The sequence below is a fragment of the Streptomyces sp. TLI_053 genome, assembly GCF_900105395.1.
Classification (GTDB): Bacteria; Actinomycetota; Actinomycetes; order Streptomycetales; family Streptomycetaceae; genus Kitasatospora.
This window is the reverse complement of sequence record NZ_LT629775.1, coordinates 5,834,737-5,850,191: the sequence shown is the minus strand read 5'-3', so window position 1 is coordinate 5,850,191 and position 15,455 is coordinate 5,834,737. Positions and strand designations below refer to the sequence as shown.

Below are 15,455 nucleotides of genomic sequence, written 5' to 3'. Positions count from 1 at the left end.
CCTCCACCCCCCTTGGCGGACGCTGTCAGGCAAGGAACCACTACACATGGCGTCTACGACCCTGGAGCCCGGCGTACAGTCGGCCTCTCCCAGCGGCAAGACCTTCCTCGGGCACCCCCGGGGCCTCGCCACGCTCTTCATGAGCGAGATGTGGGAACGCTTCAGCTACTACGGCATGCGTGCCCTGCTGGTGCTCTACATGACCGCCTCCGTCACCGACGGCGGCCTCGGCATGAAGTTCGCCGTCGCGAGCGCCGTCTACAGCGTCTACACGGCGATGGTCTACCTGCTGGCCCTCCCGGGCGGCTGGATCGCCGACCGCTTCCTCGGCGCCCGGAAGACCGTCGCCCTCGGCGGCACGATCATCATGATCGGGCACTTCCTGCTGGCCCTGCCGGTCAGCGTGTCGTTCTTCGGCGGCCTCGCGCTGATCGCGATCGGCTCGGGCCTGCTCAAGGCGAACATCTCGACGATGGTCGGCCACCTCTACGACGGGCCCAACGACCCGCGCCGGGACGGCGGCTTCACCGTCTTCTACATGGGCATCAACCTCGGTGCCTTCGCCGCCCCGCTGGTCATCGGCACCATCGGCCAGAAGGTCGACTGGCACCTGGGCTTCGCCCTCGCCGGCGTCGGCATGGCCCTGGGCCTCGGCCAGTTCCTGCTCGGCACCCGCCACCTCAGCGCCAAGAGCGACGTGGTGACCTCGCCGATCTCGGCCGCCGAGAAGAGCGCGATCTTCAAGAAGGCCGCCCTGTGGCTCGCCGCCGCGGTCGTCTTCTACGCGGTCGTCGCGCTGACCGGCCACTTCACCATCAACTGGGCGATCTGGCCGCTGTCCATCGCGGGCCTCGCGATCCCGGTCTTCGTCTTCGCCAAGGTGAAGCGCGACAAGGACCTCGACGAGACCGAGCAGTCCCGGATGAGCGGCTACATCTGGTTCTTCGTCGCCGCCGCCGTGTTCTGGATGATCTACGACCAGTCCGGCTCGACGCTGAACATCTTCGCGCAGGACAACACCTCGTCCACGCTGTTCGGCTTCGACTTCCCGTCCAGCTGGTTCCAGTCGCTCAACCCGCTGTACATCATGGCCCTGGCCCCGGTCTTCGCCTGGATCTGGGTGGCGCTCTCGCACCGCTCCAAGAACCCCAGCACCACCGCGAAGTTCTCCTTCGGCCTGCTGATGATCGGCGCCTCGTTCATCGTCATGATGCTGGCGATGGCCGCCGCCTCCGGCGACACCAAGGTCACGCCGCTCTGGCTGGCCTCGGTCTACCTGATCCAGACCGTCGGCGAGCTGACCCTCTCCCCGGTCGGCCTGTCCGTCACCACCAAGCTGGCACCGACCAAGTACGCCAGCCAGATGATGGGCGTGTGGTTCCTCGCGGTCACCGCGGGCGACTGCGTCGCCGCCATCTTCCAGCTCGTCCTCGGTGACGACGTGGTCGGCTCCACCTGGTACTTCGCGGTCCAGGGCGCCATGGCGATCCTCGCCGGCGCGGCGCTGTACATGTACCGCCGCAAGGTCGTGCGGCTGATGGGCGACGTCCACTGACGTCGGCCCGACCGGCACCCGGGGCCGCCGTGGATTCCAGGAATCCGCGGCGGCCCCGGCCGTTCTCCCCCGTCCGGCACCCGGCCTCCCGCCTCTCGACACCTCCCGCCCGGATCTGCCTATGGTGCCCGGCATGCCGACCGACTCGCTCCCCCGCCAGCTCGCCCGCACCGGACGCCTCGCCTTCGGCGCGCCCGCCGCACCCGCCGTCACCGCCGACGGCCGCACCGTGCTCTTCCTGCGCAGTCGCGCCGGCGACGACCCGACCGGACGGCTCTGGGCCCTCGACACCGACACCGGCGAGGAGCGCCTGATCGCCGACCCGGCCGCGCTCGGCGACACCGACGCCGGCCTCCCCGGCGACGGCCTCCCCGAGGCCGAACGGATCCGGCGCGAACGCGCCCGCGTCGTCGGCCGCGGCATCACCGCGTACGCCACCGACGCCACCGGCCGCACCGCCGCCCTCGCCCTGTCCGGCACCCTGCTGCTCGCCGACACCGCCACCGGCGAGGTCCGCCGGGTACCCACCGCCACCGAGGTCCACGACCCCCGCCCCGACCCCACCGGCCGCCGGATCGCCTACGCCGGCGGCGGCGCCCTGCGGGTCGTCGGGGCCGACGGCCGGGACGACCGCGCGCTCGCCGAACCCGAGCACGAGGAGGTCCGCTACGGCCTGCCCGAACACGTCGCCGCCGAGTCCATGCACCGCCACCGCGCCCACTGGTGGTCCCCCGACGGCACCCGGCTGCTGGTCGCCCGGGTCGACGAGCGCCCGCTGCGCCGCCTCCACCACGCCGACCCCGCCGACCCGGCCCGGCCGCCGCGCACGCACCGCTACCCGCTGGCCGGCACCGCCAACGCCGAGGTCACCCTCTGGCTGCTCGACCTCGACGGGTCGCGCACCGAGGTCCGCTGGGACCGGGCCGGCTTCGAGTACCTGACCGCCGCCGGCTGGGACGCCCACGGCCCCTACGCCGCCGTGCAGAGCCGCGACCAGCGCACCGTGCTCACGCTCGCGGTCGACCCGGCCGACGGCACCACCCGCGTCCTCGCCGAACGCCACGACGAGCACTGGGTCGAACTCCTCCCCGGTCTGCCCGCCCGGACCGCCGCCGGCTCCCTCGTCGACACCGCCGACCACGGCGACACCCGCCACCTCACCGTCGACGGCACCCCCGTCACCCCGCCCGGCCTCCAGTTGCGCGCCGTCCTCGGGACCGACGGCGAGCAGGTGCTGTTCACCGCCTCCGACGAACCGACCGAGACCCACCTCTGGTCGTGGGACCCGGCCGCGGGCGCCGTCCGGCTCAGCCACGAGCCCGGCACGCACACCGGCGTGCGCCGCGCCGGCACGCTCGTCCACACCGCCCGCACACCCGGCGCGCCCACCGGCCGGACCACCGTCCACCGCCCCGGCCGGCCCGCCGCGACCCTTGTCTCGCACGCACAGACGCCCGTCCTCACCGCCCGCCCCGAACTGCTCCGGCTCGGCCCGCGCGAACTGCGCGCCGCACTCTTCCTGCCCGCCGGCCACCGCCCCGGCGACGGCCCGCTGCCCGTCCTGCTCGACCCCTACGGCGGCCCCGCCACGGCCAAGGTCTCCGCCGCCCCGCACTGGTGGGACCTCACCTCCCAGTGGTTCGCCGACCAGGGCTTCGCCGTCCTGGTCGTCGACGGCCGGGGCACCCCCGGCCGCGGCCCCCGCTGGGAGAAGAGCGTCTTCGCCGACATCGCCGCCCCCGTGCTCGCCGACCAGGTCGACGCCCTGCACGCCACCGCGGCCCTGCGCCCCGGACTGCTCGACCTCGACCGGGTCGGCATCCGCGGCTGGTCCTTCGGCGGCTTCCTCGCCGCGCTCGCCGTCCTGCGCCGCCCCGACGTGTTCCACGCCGCCGTCGCCGGGGCCGCCCCCACCGACCACCGGCTCTACGACACCCACTGGAAGGAACGCTTCCTCGGCCACCCGGACGAGCACCCCGAGCGCTACGAGGCCGCCTCGCTGTTCCCCGACGCCCCCGGGCTGCGCCGACCGCTGCTGCTGATCCACGGCCTGGCCGACGACAACGTGCTGCCCGCCCACAGCCTGCGGCTCTCCGCCGCGCTGCTCGCCGCCGGCCGGCCGCACGAGTTCCTGCCGCTCCCCGGCGCGGGCCACGCACCGGCCGACCCCGGCACGGCCGAGCACCTGCTGCACCACCAGCTCGACTTCCTGCGGCGGTCGCTGGGACTCGGCTGAGCACGACGGCGGGGCCGGGAGGGACACCCCCTCCCGGCCCCGCGCACCGCCCGCCACCCCGTCAGACCTCGCGCACGCCCGCCCGCCAGACCGCGGCCGTCAGCGGCACACCCGGCCGGTAGGCCAGGTGCACCGGCGAGGGCGCGTCCAGCAGCTGCAGGTCGGCCCGGGCCCCCACCCGCACCACGCCGACGTCCGTGCGCCGCAGCGCCCGCGCACCGCCCGCCGTCGCGGCCCAGACCGCCTCGTCCGGCGTCATGCCCATCTCCCGCACCGCCACCGCGATGCAGAACGCCATCGAACTCGTGAAGCTGGAACCCGGGTTGCAGTCGGTGGACAGCGCCACCACCGCCCCCGCGTCCAGCAGCCGGCGCGCGTCCGGGTAGACCGCCCGGGTGGAGAACTCGGCCCCCGGCAGCAGCGTCGCCACCGTCGAGGATCCCGCCAGCGCGGCCACGTCCTCGTCCGTGAGGTGGGTGCAGTGGTCGGCCGAGGCGGCGCCCAGCTCCACCGCCAGCTGCACCCCGGGGCCGTGGGTCAGCTGGTTGGCGTGCACCCGGGGGACCAGCCCGCGCCCGATCCCCGCGGTGAGGATCGCCCGGGCCTGGTCGCCGTCGAAGGCACCCTTCTCGCAGAACACGTCCACCCAGCGGGCGTACGGCGCGCAGGCGTCCAGCATCGGGCCGGTGACCAGCTCGACGTAGCCCGCCGGGTCGTCGGCGAACTCCGGGGCGACCACGTGCGCGCCCAGATAGGTGGTCTCCGGCGTGTACGAGGAGGCGATCCGCAGCGCCCGCGACTCGTCCTCCACCGTGAGCCCGTACCCGGACTTGCACTCGACCAGCGTGGTGCCCTGACGCAGCGCCTCCCGCACCAGCCGGGCCAGGTTGGCGTCGAGCTCGGCGTCGGCGGCGGCCCGGGTGGCGGCCACCGTGGTGCGGATGCCGCCGGCCGAGTAGGACTGCCCGGACATCCGGGCGTTGAACTCGGCGGTGCGGTCGCCGGCGAAGACCAGGTGGGCGTGCGAGTCCACCCAGCCGGGCAGCAGGGCGCGGCCCGCCGCGTCGAACACCTCGTCGGCGGCCGGGGCTTCGGCCGCCGGGCCGACCCAGGCGACGGTGCCGCCGTCGATCACCACGGCCGCGTCGGTGAGCGCGCCGAGCGGCCCGGTCCCGTGCGCGGGGTCGTTGGTGACCAGGGTGCCGATCCCGGTGATCAGGGTGCTCGGCATGGTCGGGCTGCTGCTCGGGGTGCTGGTCGAGCTGCTCACGTCGGAACCTTTCGGGGAGCGGGAAGCGGGAAACGGGGGGCGGAACGGGAGCGGGAGCGGGAGCGGGAGCAGAACTGCGGAACGGGAACGGGGAGAACCGGAGCGGGAGAACGGGAGCGGGGGCGGGCGGTCCGATGCCGCCCGCCCCCGGTCACCCACGGGAATGCCGGGATTTCAGCAGCCGAGCGCCGCGATCGAGGACCGCAGCGCACCCGGCACGTCCGGCACCAGGGTGTGCGTGCCGTCCCTGACCACGTGCCGGCCGCCGACCACCACGTGCCGGACGTCCGCCGCGGAGGCCGCGAACACCGCGATCTCCGCGCCCAGCCGGGGCGCCGGACCCGCGGTGCGCACCGAGTCCAGGGCGATCACGGTGAAGTCGGCCAGCGCGCCGGCCTCGATCCGCCCCGCCTCCGGCCAGCCGAGCGAGGCGTGGCCGTCCTCCGCACCGGCCCGGAGCAGCGCGTTCGCCGTCCAGTGGCCGCGGGTGCGGGTGCGCAGCCGCTCGTCCAGCTCCAGCGCCCGGGCCTCCTCGAACGGGTCGATCACGGCGTGGCTGTCGCTGCCGAGGGTGATCGGGCACCCCCCGGAGGCCAGCTGCCGGGCCGGGCCGATGCCGTCCGCGAGGTCCCGCTCGGTGGTGGGGCACATGCAGACGGTCGTGGAGGAGCCGGTCAGCAGGGCGATGTCGTCCTCGGTGAGGTGGGTGGCGTGCACGACCGAGGTGCGCGGGCCGAGCGCGCCGCCGTCGGCGAGCAGCCGGGTCGGGGTGACACCGTGCGCGGCGAGGCAGGCGTCGTTCTCGGCGGTCTGCTCGGACAGGTGGACGTGCAGCGGCGCCCGGCGGGAGGACGCCCAGTCGGCGACGGTGCCGAGCTGCTCGGCGGGCACGGCGCGCACCGAGTGGATCGCGGCGCCGATCCGGGCGTGCTCGCGGGCCTTCAGCAGGTCGGCCCGCTCGGCCCAGGCGTCGGCGTCGCCGTCGCTGAAGCGCAGCTGCGGCCTGGTCGGCTCGGTGCCGAAGCCGGACGACAGGTAGCAGGTGTCGAGCAGGGTGATCCGGATGCCGGCCCGGGCGGCGGCCTCGATCAGCGCCTCGCCCATCGCGTTGGGATCGTCGTACCGGACGCCGCCGGGCGCGTGGTGCAGATAGTGGAACTCGCCGACGGCGGTGATCCCGGCGAGCGCCATCTCCGCGTAGGCCGCGGTGGCGAGCGCCAGGTAGCGGTCCGGGTCGAGCGCGCCGGCGAACCGGTACATGGTGTCGCGCCAGGTCCAGAAGGTGCCGGAGCCGACCTGGACGTGGCCGCGCAGCGCCCGGTGGAAGGCGTGCGAGTGCGCGTTCGCCTGCCCCGGCAGCAGCAGGCCCTCCAGCCGGACCGCGCCGGGCGGGCAGGGCCCGCTGTCCGGCTGCACCCGGGCGATCTTGCCGCCGGGCCCGGTGGTGATCAGCACGTCCGGCTCGACCACCGGCCCGTTGGCGTGCGGCAGCCAGGCGTGCCGCGCCCAGTAGGTGGTCGGCGTGCCGTCGGCACGGTTCACTGACACGCCAGGTCCTCCAGTACGTCGGCGAGGGCGGCGACGCCGGCCAGGCAGTCGGCCGGCTCGGCGTGCTCCGCCGGGGAGTGCGAGACGCCGCTCGGGTTGCGCACGAAAAGCATGGCGGTCGGGACCGCCGAAGCGAGGATCCCGGCGTCGTGTCCCGCGCCGGTGGGCAGCACGGGGACGCCGCCCAGGCGGGCCGCGAGGCGGTCGCGCAGCGGGCCGTCGAAGTCCACCACCGGGGTGTAGGACTCGCGGGTCAGCCCGACCTCGACCCCGTCGCGCTCGCCGCGCTCGGCGGCGGCCCGGCCGATCTCCTCGACCAGCGCGGTGAGGGTGGCCTCGTCGGCCGCCCTGGAGTCCAGCCAGCCGCGCACCAGCGAGGCGATGGCGTTGGTGCCGTTGGGCTCCACGGCGACCTTGCCGAAGGTGGCCAGCGCGCCCGCGAGCTTCGCCTTCTTCCGCGCGGCGAGCACGGTGTTGGCGTAGGTCAGCATCGGGTCGCGGCGGTCCTCGATCCGGGTGGTGCCGGCGTGGTTGGCCTCGCCGCGGAAGTCGAACCGCCAGCGGCCGTGCGGCCAGATCGCGCTGGCCACCCCGACCGGGTGCTCCTCGGTCAGGCAGCGGCCCTGCTCGACGTGGAGTTCGACGAAGGCGCCGATCCGGGCCAGCCGGTCGCCGTCGGCGCCGATCGCGGTCGGGTCCTGGCCGGCCCGCTCCATCGCGTCGGGCAGCCGGACGCCGTCGGCGTCGCGCAGCTCGTACGCCTGCTCCTTGGCGAGCACCCCGGCGGTGAGCCGGGAGCCGATGCAGGCCACCCCGAACCGGGCGCCCTCCTCGTCGCCGAAGTTGACGATCGCCAGCGGGCGGGTGAGCCCCGCCCCCCGGGCGCGCAGCTCGTCGAGCGCCGCGAAGGAGGAGACCACACCGAGCGGGCCGTCGAAGGCGCCGCCGTCCGGGACGGAGTCCAGGTGCGAGCCGGTGACCACCGCGCCCTCGCCGGCCGGGTCGCCGAGCCAGGCCCACTGGTTGCCGTTGCGGTCCAGCTCGTAGTGCAGGCCGCGGTCGCGGGCCTGCTGCTCGAACCAGGCCCGGCACTCGGCGTCGGCGCTGTTCCAGGCGAAGCGGCGGTAGCCGCCGGACGCGGCGGAGCGGCCCACGGGGAGCAGCTCCGCCCACATCCGTTCGAAGCTCGCGGAGCCCTGGTCGCTCACAGCTCGCCCGTCGAGCCGTGCTCGTTCATCGGGACGCGCACACCGCGCTCGGCGGCGACCTCGTCGGCCCGGTCGTAACCGGCGTCGACGTGGCGGATGACGCCCATGCCCGGGTCGTTGGTGAGCACCCGGCGGATCTTCTCGCCGGCCAGCGCGGTGCCGTCGGCGACGGTGACCTGGCCGGCGTGGATCGAGCGGCCGATGCCGACGCCGCCGCCGTGGTGGATGGAGACCCAGGACGCGCCGGAGGCGACGTTGACCATGGCGTTGAGCAGCGGCCAGTCGGCGATCGCGTCGGAGCCGTCCAGCATCGCCTCGGTCTCCCGGTAGGGGGAGGCGACGGAGCCGCAGTCCAGGTGGTCGCGGCCGATGACGATCGGGGCGGACAGCTCGCCGGAGGCGACCATGTCGTTGAAGCGCTCGCCGGCCTTGTCGCGCTCGCCGTAACCGAGCCAGCAGATCCGCGCGGGCAGGCCCTGGAAGTGCACCTTCTCCTGGGCCATCCTGATCCAGCGGTGCAGCGACTCGTTCTCCGGGAAGAGGTCGAGCACGGCCTTGTCGGTCTTGGCGATGTCCTGCGGGTCGCCGGACAGGGCGGCCCAGCGGAACGGGCCCTTGCCCTCGCAGAACAGCGGCCGGATGTACGCGGGGACGAAGCCGGGGAAGGCGAAGGCGCGGTCGTAGCCGGCCAGCTGGGCCTCGCCGCGGATCGAGTTGCCGTAGTCGAAGACCTCGGCGCCGCGGTCCTGGAAGCCGACCATCGCCTCGACGTGCCTGGCCATCGACTCGCGCGAGCGGGTGGTGAACTCGGCGGGCTTCTCGGCCGCGTAGGTGGCCATGTCGTCGAAGGAGACGCCGACCGGCAGGTAGCTCAGCGGGTCGTGGGCGCTGGTCTGGTCGGTGACGATGTCGATCGGCGCGTCCATCGCCAGCAGCTGCGGGAACAGCTCGGCGGCGTTGCCCAGCAGGCCGATGGAGAGCGGCTGCTTCTTGTCGCGGGCGGCGGTGGCGAGCTCCAGCGCGTGGGAGAGGTTCTTGGCCTCGACGTCCAGGTAGCGGTGCTCGATCCGACGGGAGATCCGGGACGGGTCGCAGTCGATGCAGATCGCCACGCCGCCGTTCATGGTGACGGCCAGCGGCTGGGCGCCGCCCATGCCGCCGAGGCCGGCGGTGAGGGTGATGGTGCCCGCGAGGGTGCCGTCGAAGCGCTTGTTGGCGACGGCGGCGAAGGTCTCGTAGGTGCCCTGGAGGATGCCCTGGGTGCCGATGTAGATCCAGGAACCGGCGGTCATCTGGCCGTACATGGTGAGCCCGAGGCTCTCCAGGCGGCGGAACTCCTCCCAGTTGGCCCAGTCGCCGACCAGGTTGGAGTTGGCGATCAGCACCCGCGGCGCCCACTCGTGGGTCTGCATGACGCCGACCGGCCGGCCGGACTGGACCAGCATGGTCTCGTCCTGCTTCAGGCCCTCGAGGGTGCGCACCATGGCGTCGAAGGAGCGCCAGTCGCGCGCGGCCTTGCCGGTGCCACCGTAGACGACCAGCTTGGAGGGGTGCTCGGCGACCTCGGGGTCGAGGTTGTTCATGAGCATCCGCAGGGCGGCCTCCTGCTGCCACCCCTGCGTGGTCAGCCCGGTCCCCCGCGCCGCCCGCACCTCTCGCGGCCCACTCGCCTGCTGCACCATGTCCCGGCCTCCTTGCGGATGAATTCATTCAGGCTCGACTTCGCTGAATATATCCAAACATTCAGCCTTCGGCCAGACCTGCGCACATCCGATCAGCGCCCGCGGCGAGGTCGTACCCCCGCTACGCTGAACGACGGCCGACACCAGCCACTCGGCCCAGCCCCGCCCCACGGAGACCCGATGAAGGCAGCCCCCGGCAGACTCCGGGACATCGCCGAGGAGCTCGCGCGAACCACCGGCCTCCGTGTGCAGATCATCGGCGGATCCCTGATCGCGGCCCCTCCCCCCTGCGGCAAGCACGCGGGGACCGTCGGCCGGCTGCGGGTCCGGCTCGACCAGCGGCTGCCGGCCGGGCTCGCCGGCTACCAGGTCTCGTCCGTGGGCACACCGGACGACGACGAGGACTACGCGACCCCGGACCTCGTCGTCCTCCCCACCGACTGGGAAAGGAGCGACGAGTGGCTCGCCGACCCCCGGGACGCGGCACTCGCGGTGGAGGTGGCCGCCAGGGCCGACGGGGCGAGCGGCACCACTCCCGGGGCCGACTGGTACGCCGCCGCGGGGCTCGCCGCACTCCTGGCCGTCGACCCCCGCAAGGGCACCTGGACGTACTTCACCCACCCGCGCGACCGGGAGTACCGGGGCGTGCTGCACGGCAGGTACGGCGAGCCGGTGCCGCTCACCGCGCCGTTCACGGACGAACTGCCGACCGTGGACCTGCCGTTGTACGCGCCCCGGCGCTGACCGGCCCTCAGGCCGCCGCGTCGCCGTCCCAGTCGATGCCGATCTCGGCGAGCCAGCGGCGGTCGGCGTCGTCGGGGCCCTCGGCGGACCGGGCGCCGGAAGGCGTGGGCGGTGCCGGGGTCCGGGGTGGGCGGGGGATCTCCTGGACGGGGCCGAGGCCGTACTGTTCGGCGGCCGCGGCGGCGCGGGCGTCGGGTTCGATGACGCCGACATGGACGACGCTCTCGTCGCCCGGGTCGAGCACGGTGAGTTCGGGATCGGGCAGACGGCGCAGGGTGACGCGCCGTCCGCAGGTCGGGCAGGACCACTCGTCGGCTCCGGAGGCGAGCCGGCCGACGAACTTCATTTCGTGGATCACACGCATGGCGGCACCCCCTGACCGGAATGATGCCCGCCCTGGGCGGATCGCCAACCTGCGGGTACGGTCGCCGGGGCGGTGGTTCCTGGCCGCGCGGACGAACGGGGAGGGCGGGCGATGGACCGCGAGTGGGGCGTCGAGGAGAGCATCGGTGTGGCCGCCACGCCGACGGAGGTCTACCGGGCCGTCAGCACCGTCCGGCGGACCGGCGAGTGGAGCCCCGAGTGCCGGGCGGTGTGGGCGCGACGGGGACCGCTGCGGGCCGGGGACCGGTTCGTCGGCTTCAACCGGCGCGGCCTGTTCGTCTGGTTCACCACCTGCCGGGTGACGACGGGCCGCCCCGGCAGCGAGTTCGCGTTCCGGGTGGACGCGTTCGGGCTGCCGATCGCCGAGTGGGGCTACCGGTTCGCGCCGGACGGCGAGGGCGGCACGATCCTCACCGAGTACTGGCGGGACCTGCGGACCGGGCGCGGCGCACCCGCCGCCGAACTGCTCGGCAAGGTCTTCAGCGGTGTCGCCCCGGAGCGGCGGGCCGCGCACAACCGGGCCGGCATGCGGGCGACCCTGCGCCGGATCCGGCGGACCCTGGAGGCCTGACCCGCGGCGGACCACCAGGCCGGACCGCACCGGGAACAGCCCCCCAGCACCGCCCCGGGGGGCCGGGCTACTCCAGGAACAGCCCCCGGGCGGCCGCCGACTGCTCGATGGCCTCCAACCGCGCCTCGGCGCCCGGCAGCTCGTCGCACATGGTCTGCAGCAGCACCCGGCCCAGCATCATCGGAGCGCAGGCGGTGTCGAAGACCAGCCCGGTGCCGACGGCGGCCGGCAGCATCAGGTCGGAGAGCTTGGCGACCGGCGCGAAGACGCTGTCGGCCACGGTGACGACGGTCAGCCCGCACTCCCGGGCCACCGCCAGGGCGTCCATCAGCTCGCGCGGGTAGCGCGGCAGGGCGAAGCAGAGCAGCACGCTCGCGCCCGCAGCCGCGGCCTGTTCGAGGCGGTCGGCGAGCATGCTGCCGCCCTCGTCCAGCAGCCGGATGTCCGGGTGCACCTTGGCGGCGAAGTAGGCGAAGCCGCGCGCCTGCGCGGAGGCGGCCCGCAGGCCGAGCACCGGCAGCGGGCGGGAGGCGGCCAGCAGCCGGGCGGCGCGGGCGATCGGCTCGGGGTCGGCGAGCAGCTCGGCCAGGTGCCGCAGGTGCTCGATCTCGGCGAGCACGGCCTGCTGGTGCTCGTTGCGGACGGCGTCGGCCGGGGTCTCGGGCGCGGCTGCCTCGCCGGCGCCGAGTTCGCGCAGCTGCTTGCGCAGCGCCGGGTAGCCGTCGTAGCCGAGGGCCACCGCGAACCGGGTCACCGAGGGCTGGCTGACACCGGCGAGTTCGGCGACCTCGACGCTGGAGAGGAACGGCGCCTCGGTGGCGTGCCGGACCAGCGAGTGCGCGATCCGCCGCTGGGTCGGGGTGAGCCGGTGCCCCTCGAAGAGCTGGAGCAGCCGGGCGGAGGGACCGACCGTGCCGGCGTCGTCGGTGGCGGTCATGGCGGTACCTCCGGATGCGAGCTGTTCGGACGACTGTGCAGCAGCGGACGGCCGCTGGCAAAGACGTCTCGCCCGACGGGACATCGGACGAGACCTCCCGGAGCGGTCCCCGGGCGGGGCGCGGGCCCGTCTCGGGGTGACCCTGAGATACCCCTGAGACCGCCCTGAATCCCCGTCGGACCGATGGACCGGCGGTCCCCGGGGGGAGGAAGCTGGTGCCCATGGACACTCGTCAGGACGATCTGCGGCGCGATCTGGACGCCACGCTGCAGGCCCGCAAGGAGCTCGGCCCGGAGTACGAGTCGGAACTCGTCGACTCCTTCCTCTCCCGGATCGACGCCCGCCTGGACGCCCGGGTGGAGCGCCGGGTGGCCGAGCGGCTCGGCCCGGCCGACGGTTACGGCCCCGCCGAGGGCCACGGACCGGCCGGGGCGTACGCCCGTCCGGGGTACGGGCCGCGCCGTTTCGGCGGCCGGTCGGCGACCCGGCTCCCGATCATCTCGCTGGTGCTCGGCATCCCGCTGTCCGGCATCGCCGCCGGCAGCTCCGGTTTCTGGGGCCTGCTGGTGTGCTGGGGCGGCATCGTCGGCGTCAACGTCTCCTCCGCGCTCGCCGAGCGGATCCAGGAGCAGCGCGGCACGAAGGCCCCGGAGAGCGACTGGGACCGGTGACCGGCGGCCTTCGCGGCCACCGGTCACCCGCCCCGTCCGTGCGGTGCGGCGCGGAGGTCAGGCCAGCGGGCCGGTGACCCGCTCGACGGCCCGCACCAGCTCGCCCGAGGCGACCAGCGCGGCGGCGGCCTCCAGGTCCGGCGAGAGGAAGCGGTCGCGACCGGCGCCGCCGACCCCGGCGGCACGGGCGGCCTCCATCGCCGCGGCCGTGGCCGGCGCCGGCTCGGCGCCCGTGCCGGCCTGCCGGCGGATCTCCAGCGCCCGGGCGGCGGCGGTGAGCTCGACGGCCAGGACGCGGCCGAGGTTCTCCACGGACTGGCGCAGCTTGCGCGCGGCGGACCAGCCCATCGAGACGTGGTCCTCCTGCATGGCCGAGGAGGGGATCGAGTCGACCGAGGCCGGCACCGCGAGCCGCTTGTTCTCGCTGACCAGCGCCGCCTGGGTGTACTGGGCGATCATCAGGCCGGAGTCCACGCCCGGGTCGTCGGCCAGGAAGGCCGGCAGGCCGTGCGAGCGTGCCTTGTCGAGCAGCCGGTCGGTGCGGCGCTCGGAGATCGAGCCCAGGTCGGCGGCGGCGATGGCGAGGAAGTCCAGCACGTAGGCGACCGGGGCGCCGTGGAAGTTCCCGTTGGACTCGACCCGGCCGTCCGGCAGCACCACCGGGTTGTCGACCGAGGCGGCCAGCTCCCGGGAGGCGACCAGCTGGGCGTGCGCGAGGGTGTCGCGGCCGGCGCCGGCGACCTGCGGGGCGCAGCGGATCGAGTAGGCGTCCTGGACCCGCGGCGCGTCGTCCTGGTGGTGGCCGGTGAGGCCGGAGCCCCGGAGCACGGCCAGCATGTTGGCGGCGGCGGCGGCCTGGCCGGGGTGCGGGCGGATCGGGGCGTGCAGCTCGGGGGCGAGCACCTTGTCGCTGCCGAGCAGGGCCTCCAGGGTCATCGCGGCGGTGATGTCGGCGGTGGTGAACAGCCGCTGCAGGTCCGCGATGGCCATGACCAGCATGCCGAGCATGCCGTCGGTGCCGTTGATGAGGGCGAGGCCCTCCTTCTCCAGCAGCTCGACCGGCTCGATGCCGGCGGCGGCGAGCAGTTCGGCGGCCGGCTTCTCGACGCCGTCCGGGCCGGTGGCCACGCCCTCGCCCATGAGGACGAGCGCGCAGTGCGACAGCGGCGCGAGGTCGCCGGAGCAGCCGAGCGAGCCGAACTCGCGGACCACCGGGGTGATGCCGGCGTTGAGGAGGGCCGCCATGGTCTGCGCGACCAGCGGGCGGACGCCGGTGCGGCCGCTGGCGAGGGTCTTCATGCGCAGGAACATCAGCGCGCGGACGACCTCGCGCTCGACCACCGGGCCCATCCCGGCGGCGTGCGAGCGCACCAGCGAGCGCTGCAGCTGGGCGCGCAGCTCGGGGCTGATGTGCCGGACGGCGAGGGCGCCGAACCCGGTCGAGACGCCGTAGACGGGGCGCGGTTCGGCGGCCAGGGCGTCGATCCGGGCGCGCGCGGTCGCCATCTCGGCGATCGCGTCGGGGCCGATCTCGACCCGGGCGTTGCCCCGGGCGACGGCCAGCACGTCCTCGGCGCCGACGTCGGCCTTGCCGACCTGGACGAGCGGCGCGTGGGCGGCCGCAGCACTGTGCATATCCATATGCATCATCTCAGCAGGTGAATGGAGATATGACAACCATCTCGGCCCGGTCGAAACTCCCCGGGCCGGACCGGCCGGTCATCAGGATTTTCGAATAACCGGGCCGGTGCCGCACGCTGTGGGGAGGCGGACGGCGCAACGCCGGGCGCGGCGGACGGGAAGGCGGGCGGGACGATGACGCGGGCGACGGCACGGCGGCGGGTGCTCCGACTGCGCGGGGACGGGCGCAGCACCCGGCCCGACGCGCTCGCCGCCGAGGAACCGCTGGAGATCCGGCTCGGCGGCGAACCGCTCACCGTCACCATGCGCACCCCCGGCCAGGACTTCGACCTGGTGGCGGGCTTCCTGGTGGGCGAGGGCCTGGTCGCCGCCGGCGAGGAGCTGGCGGCGCTGCGCTACTGCGCCGGCACCGACGCGGACGGCGCCAACACCTACAACGTGGTGGACGCGACGCTGCGCGACACCGGCCGCCCGCTGCCGCTCTCCGCCCACCGCAACCTGCTCACCACCAGCGCCTGCGGACTGTGCGGCCGGGACACCGTGGACGCCGTGCGCACCCACGTCCGGCACCCGGTCGACGCGGACCCGCTGAGCGTCCCGCCCGCGCTGCTCTACGCCCTGCCGGACCGGCTGCGCGCCGTCCAGCGCACCTTCGACTCCACCGGCGGCCTGCACGCGGCCGGCCTGTTCGACGGCCGGACCGGCGAACTCCTGTGCGCCCGGGAGGACGTCGGGCGGCACAACGCGGTGGACAAGGTGGTCGGCTGGGCGCTGCGGGAGGGCCTGCTGCCGCTGACCGGCCACGTGCTCCTGGTCAGCGGCCGGGCCTCGTTCGAACTGACCCAGAAGGCGGCACTGGCCGGGGTGCCGCTGCTGGCCGCGGTCTCGGCGCCGTCCTCGCTGGCCGTGGACCTCGCCGAGGAGCTGGGCCTGACCCTGGTCGGCTTCCTGCGCGGCGAGGGAGCCAACGTCTACACCCGGCCCGACCGGATCGCCTGAGCCGCGCGC

The 15,455-nt window shown here is 74.7% G+C and carries 13 protein-coding genes; 6 read left to right on the top strand and 7 right to left on the bottom strand.

From position 1 onward, the window contains the following. Positions 1-46 precede the first annotated feature (46 nt). Positions 47-1,555, top strand: a complete 1,509-nt coding sequence (locus BLU95_RS24085; RefSeq protein WP_093861836.1) for a peptide MFS transporter — start codon at positions 47-49, stop codon at positions 1,553-1,555. Between the two features lie 133 nt (positions 1,556-1,688). Then, positions 1,689-3,791: a S9 family peptidase gene (locus tag BLU95_RS24080; protein ID WP_093865086.1), complete on the top strand. Its 2,103-nt coding sequence runs from the start codon at positions 1,689-1,691 to the stop codon at positions 3,789-3,791. A 61-nt stretch (positions 3,792-3,852) separates the two neighbouring features. On the opposite strand, the gene hutI is transcribed toward BLU95_RS24080, so the two are convergent. The 4 genes from hutI to hutU form a co-directional block, all read right to left on the bottom strand. Continuing rightward, positions 3,853-5,022, bottom strand: coding sequence for an imidazolonepropionase (hutI, locus tag BLU95_RS24075; RefSeq protein WP_093865085.1), 1,170 nt, complete (start codon positions 5,020-5,022; stop codon positions 3,853-3,855). 213 nt (positions 5,023-5,235) lie between these two features. Further along, positions 5,236-6,609 carry a formimidoylglutamate deiminase gene (locus BLU95_RS24070; RefSeq protein ID WP_286158580.1) on the bottom strand — a complete coding sequence of 458 codons (1,374 nt, stop codon included), beginning with the start codon at positions 6,607-6,609 and terminating at the stop codon, positions 5,236-5,238. Beyond that, complete coding sequence (locus BLU95_RS24065) at positions 6,600-7,784, bottom strand: allantoate amidohydrolase (RefSeq protein WP_093865084.1); 1,185 nt, start codon at positions 7,782-7,784, stop codon at positions 6,600-6,602. Before BLU95_RS24065 ends, BLU95_RS24070 begins: the two co-directional genes overlap by 10 nt. A gap of 29 nt (positions 7,785-7,813) precedes the next feature. Beyond that, positions 7,814-9,499 (bottom strand): urocanate hydratase, encoded by a 1,686-nt coding sequence (gene hutU / locus BLU95_RS24060; RefSeq protein ID WP_093861834.1) that lies wholly within the window; start codon positions 9,497-9,499, stop codon positions 7,814-7,816. A gap of 180 nt (positions 9,500-9,679) precedes the next feature. Here hutU and BLU95_RS24055 point away from each other — a divergent pair, with 180 nt between their 5' ends. Further along, positions 9,680-10,243, top strand: coding sequence for a Uma2 family endonuclease (locus BLU95_RS24055; protein ID WP_093861833.1), 564 nt, complete (start codon positions 9,680-9,682; stop codon positions 10,241-10,243). A 7-nt stretch (positions 10,244-10,250) separates the two neighbouring features. On the opposite strand, the gene BLU95_RS24050 is transcribed toward BLU95_RS24055, so the two are convergent. Beyond that, a complete protein-coding gene (locus BLU95_RS24050) occupies positions 10,251-10,607 on the bottom strand; it encodes a hypothetical protein (protein ID WP_159424982.1) in 357 nt (118 codons plus the stop codon). Positions 10,608-10,718: 111 nt separating this feature from the next. On the opposite strand from BLU95_RS24050, the gene BLU95_RS24045 reads away from it, so the two are divergent. Continuing rightward, entirely contained in the window at positions 10,719-11,198 is a 480-nt protein-coding gene (locus BLU95_RS24045) for an SRPBCC family protein (RefSeq protein WP_093861831.1), read from the top strand. A gap of 67 nt (positions 11,199-11,265) precedes the next feature. Here BLU95_RS24045 and BLU95_RS24040 read toward each other — a convergent pair whose 3' ends face one another. After that, positions 11,266-12,135, bottom strand: a complete 870-nt coding sequence (locus BLU95_RS24040; protein WP_030393442.1) for a MurR/RpiR family transcriptional regulator — start codon at positions 12,133-12,135, stop codon at positions 11,266-11,268. A 221-nt stretch (positions 12,136-12,356) separates the two neighbouring features. On the opposite strand from BLU95_RS24040, the gene BLU95_RS24035 reads away from it, so the two are divergent. Further along, the gene (locus tag BLU95_RS24035) at positions 12,357-12,806 is read left to right on the top strand and encodes a hypothetical protein (protein WP_093861830.1); all 450 of its coding nucleotides are present in this window, start codon (positions 12,357-12,359) and stop codon (positions 12,804-12,806) included. A gap of 57 nt (positions 12,807-12,863) precedes the next feature. On the opposite strand, the gene hutH is transcribed toward BLU95_RS24035, so the two are convergent. After that, positions 12,864-14,447 (bottom strand): histidine ammonia-lyase, encoded by a 1,584-nt coding sequence (gene hutH, locus BLU95_RS24030; protein ID WP_400754747.1) that lies wholly within the window; start codon positions 14,445-14,447, stop codon positions 12,864-12,866. A gap of 174 nt (positions 14,448-14,621) precedes the next feature. Here hutH and fdhD point away from each other — a divergent pair, with 174 nt between their 5' ends. After that, positions 14,622-15,446 carry a formate dehydrogenase accessory sulfurtransferase FdhD gene (fdhD, locus tag BLU95_RS24025; protein WP_093861828.1) on the top strand — a complete coding sequence of 275 codons (825 nt, stop codon included), beginning with the start codon at positions 14,622-14,624 and terminating at the stop codon, positions 15,444-15,446. Positions 15,447-15,455 lie beyond the last annotated feature (9 nt).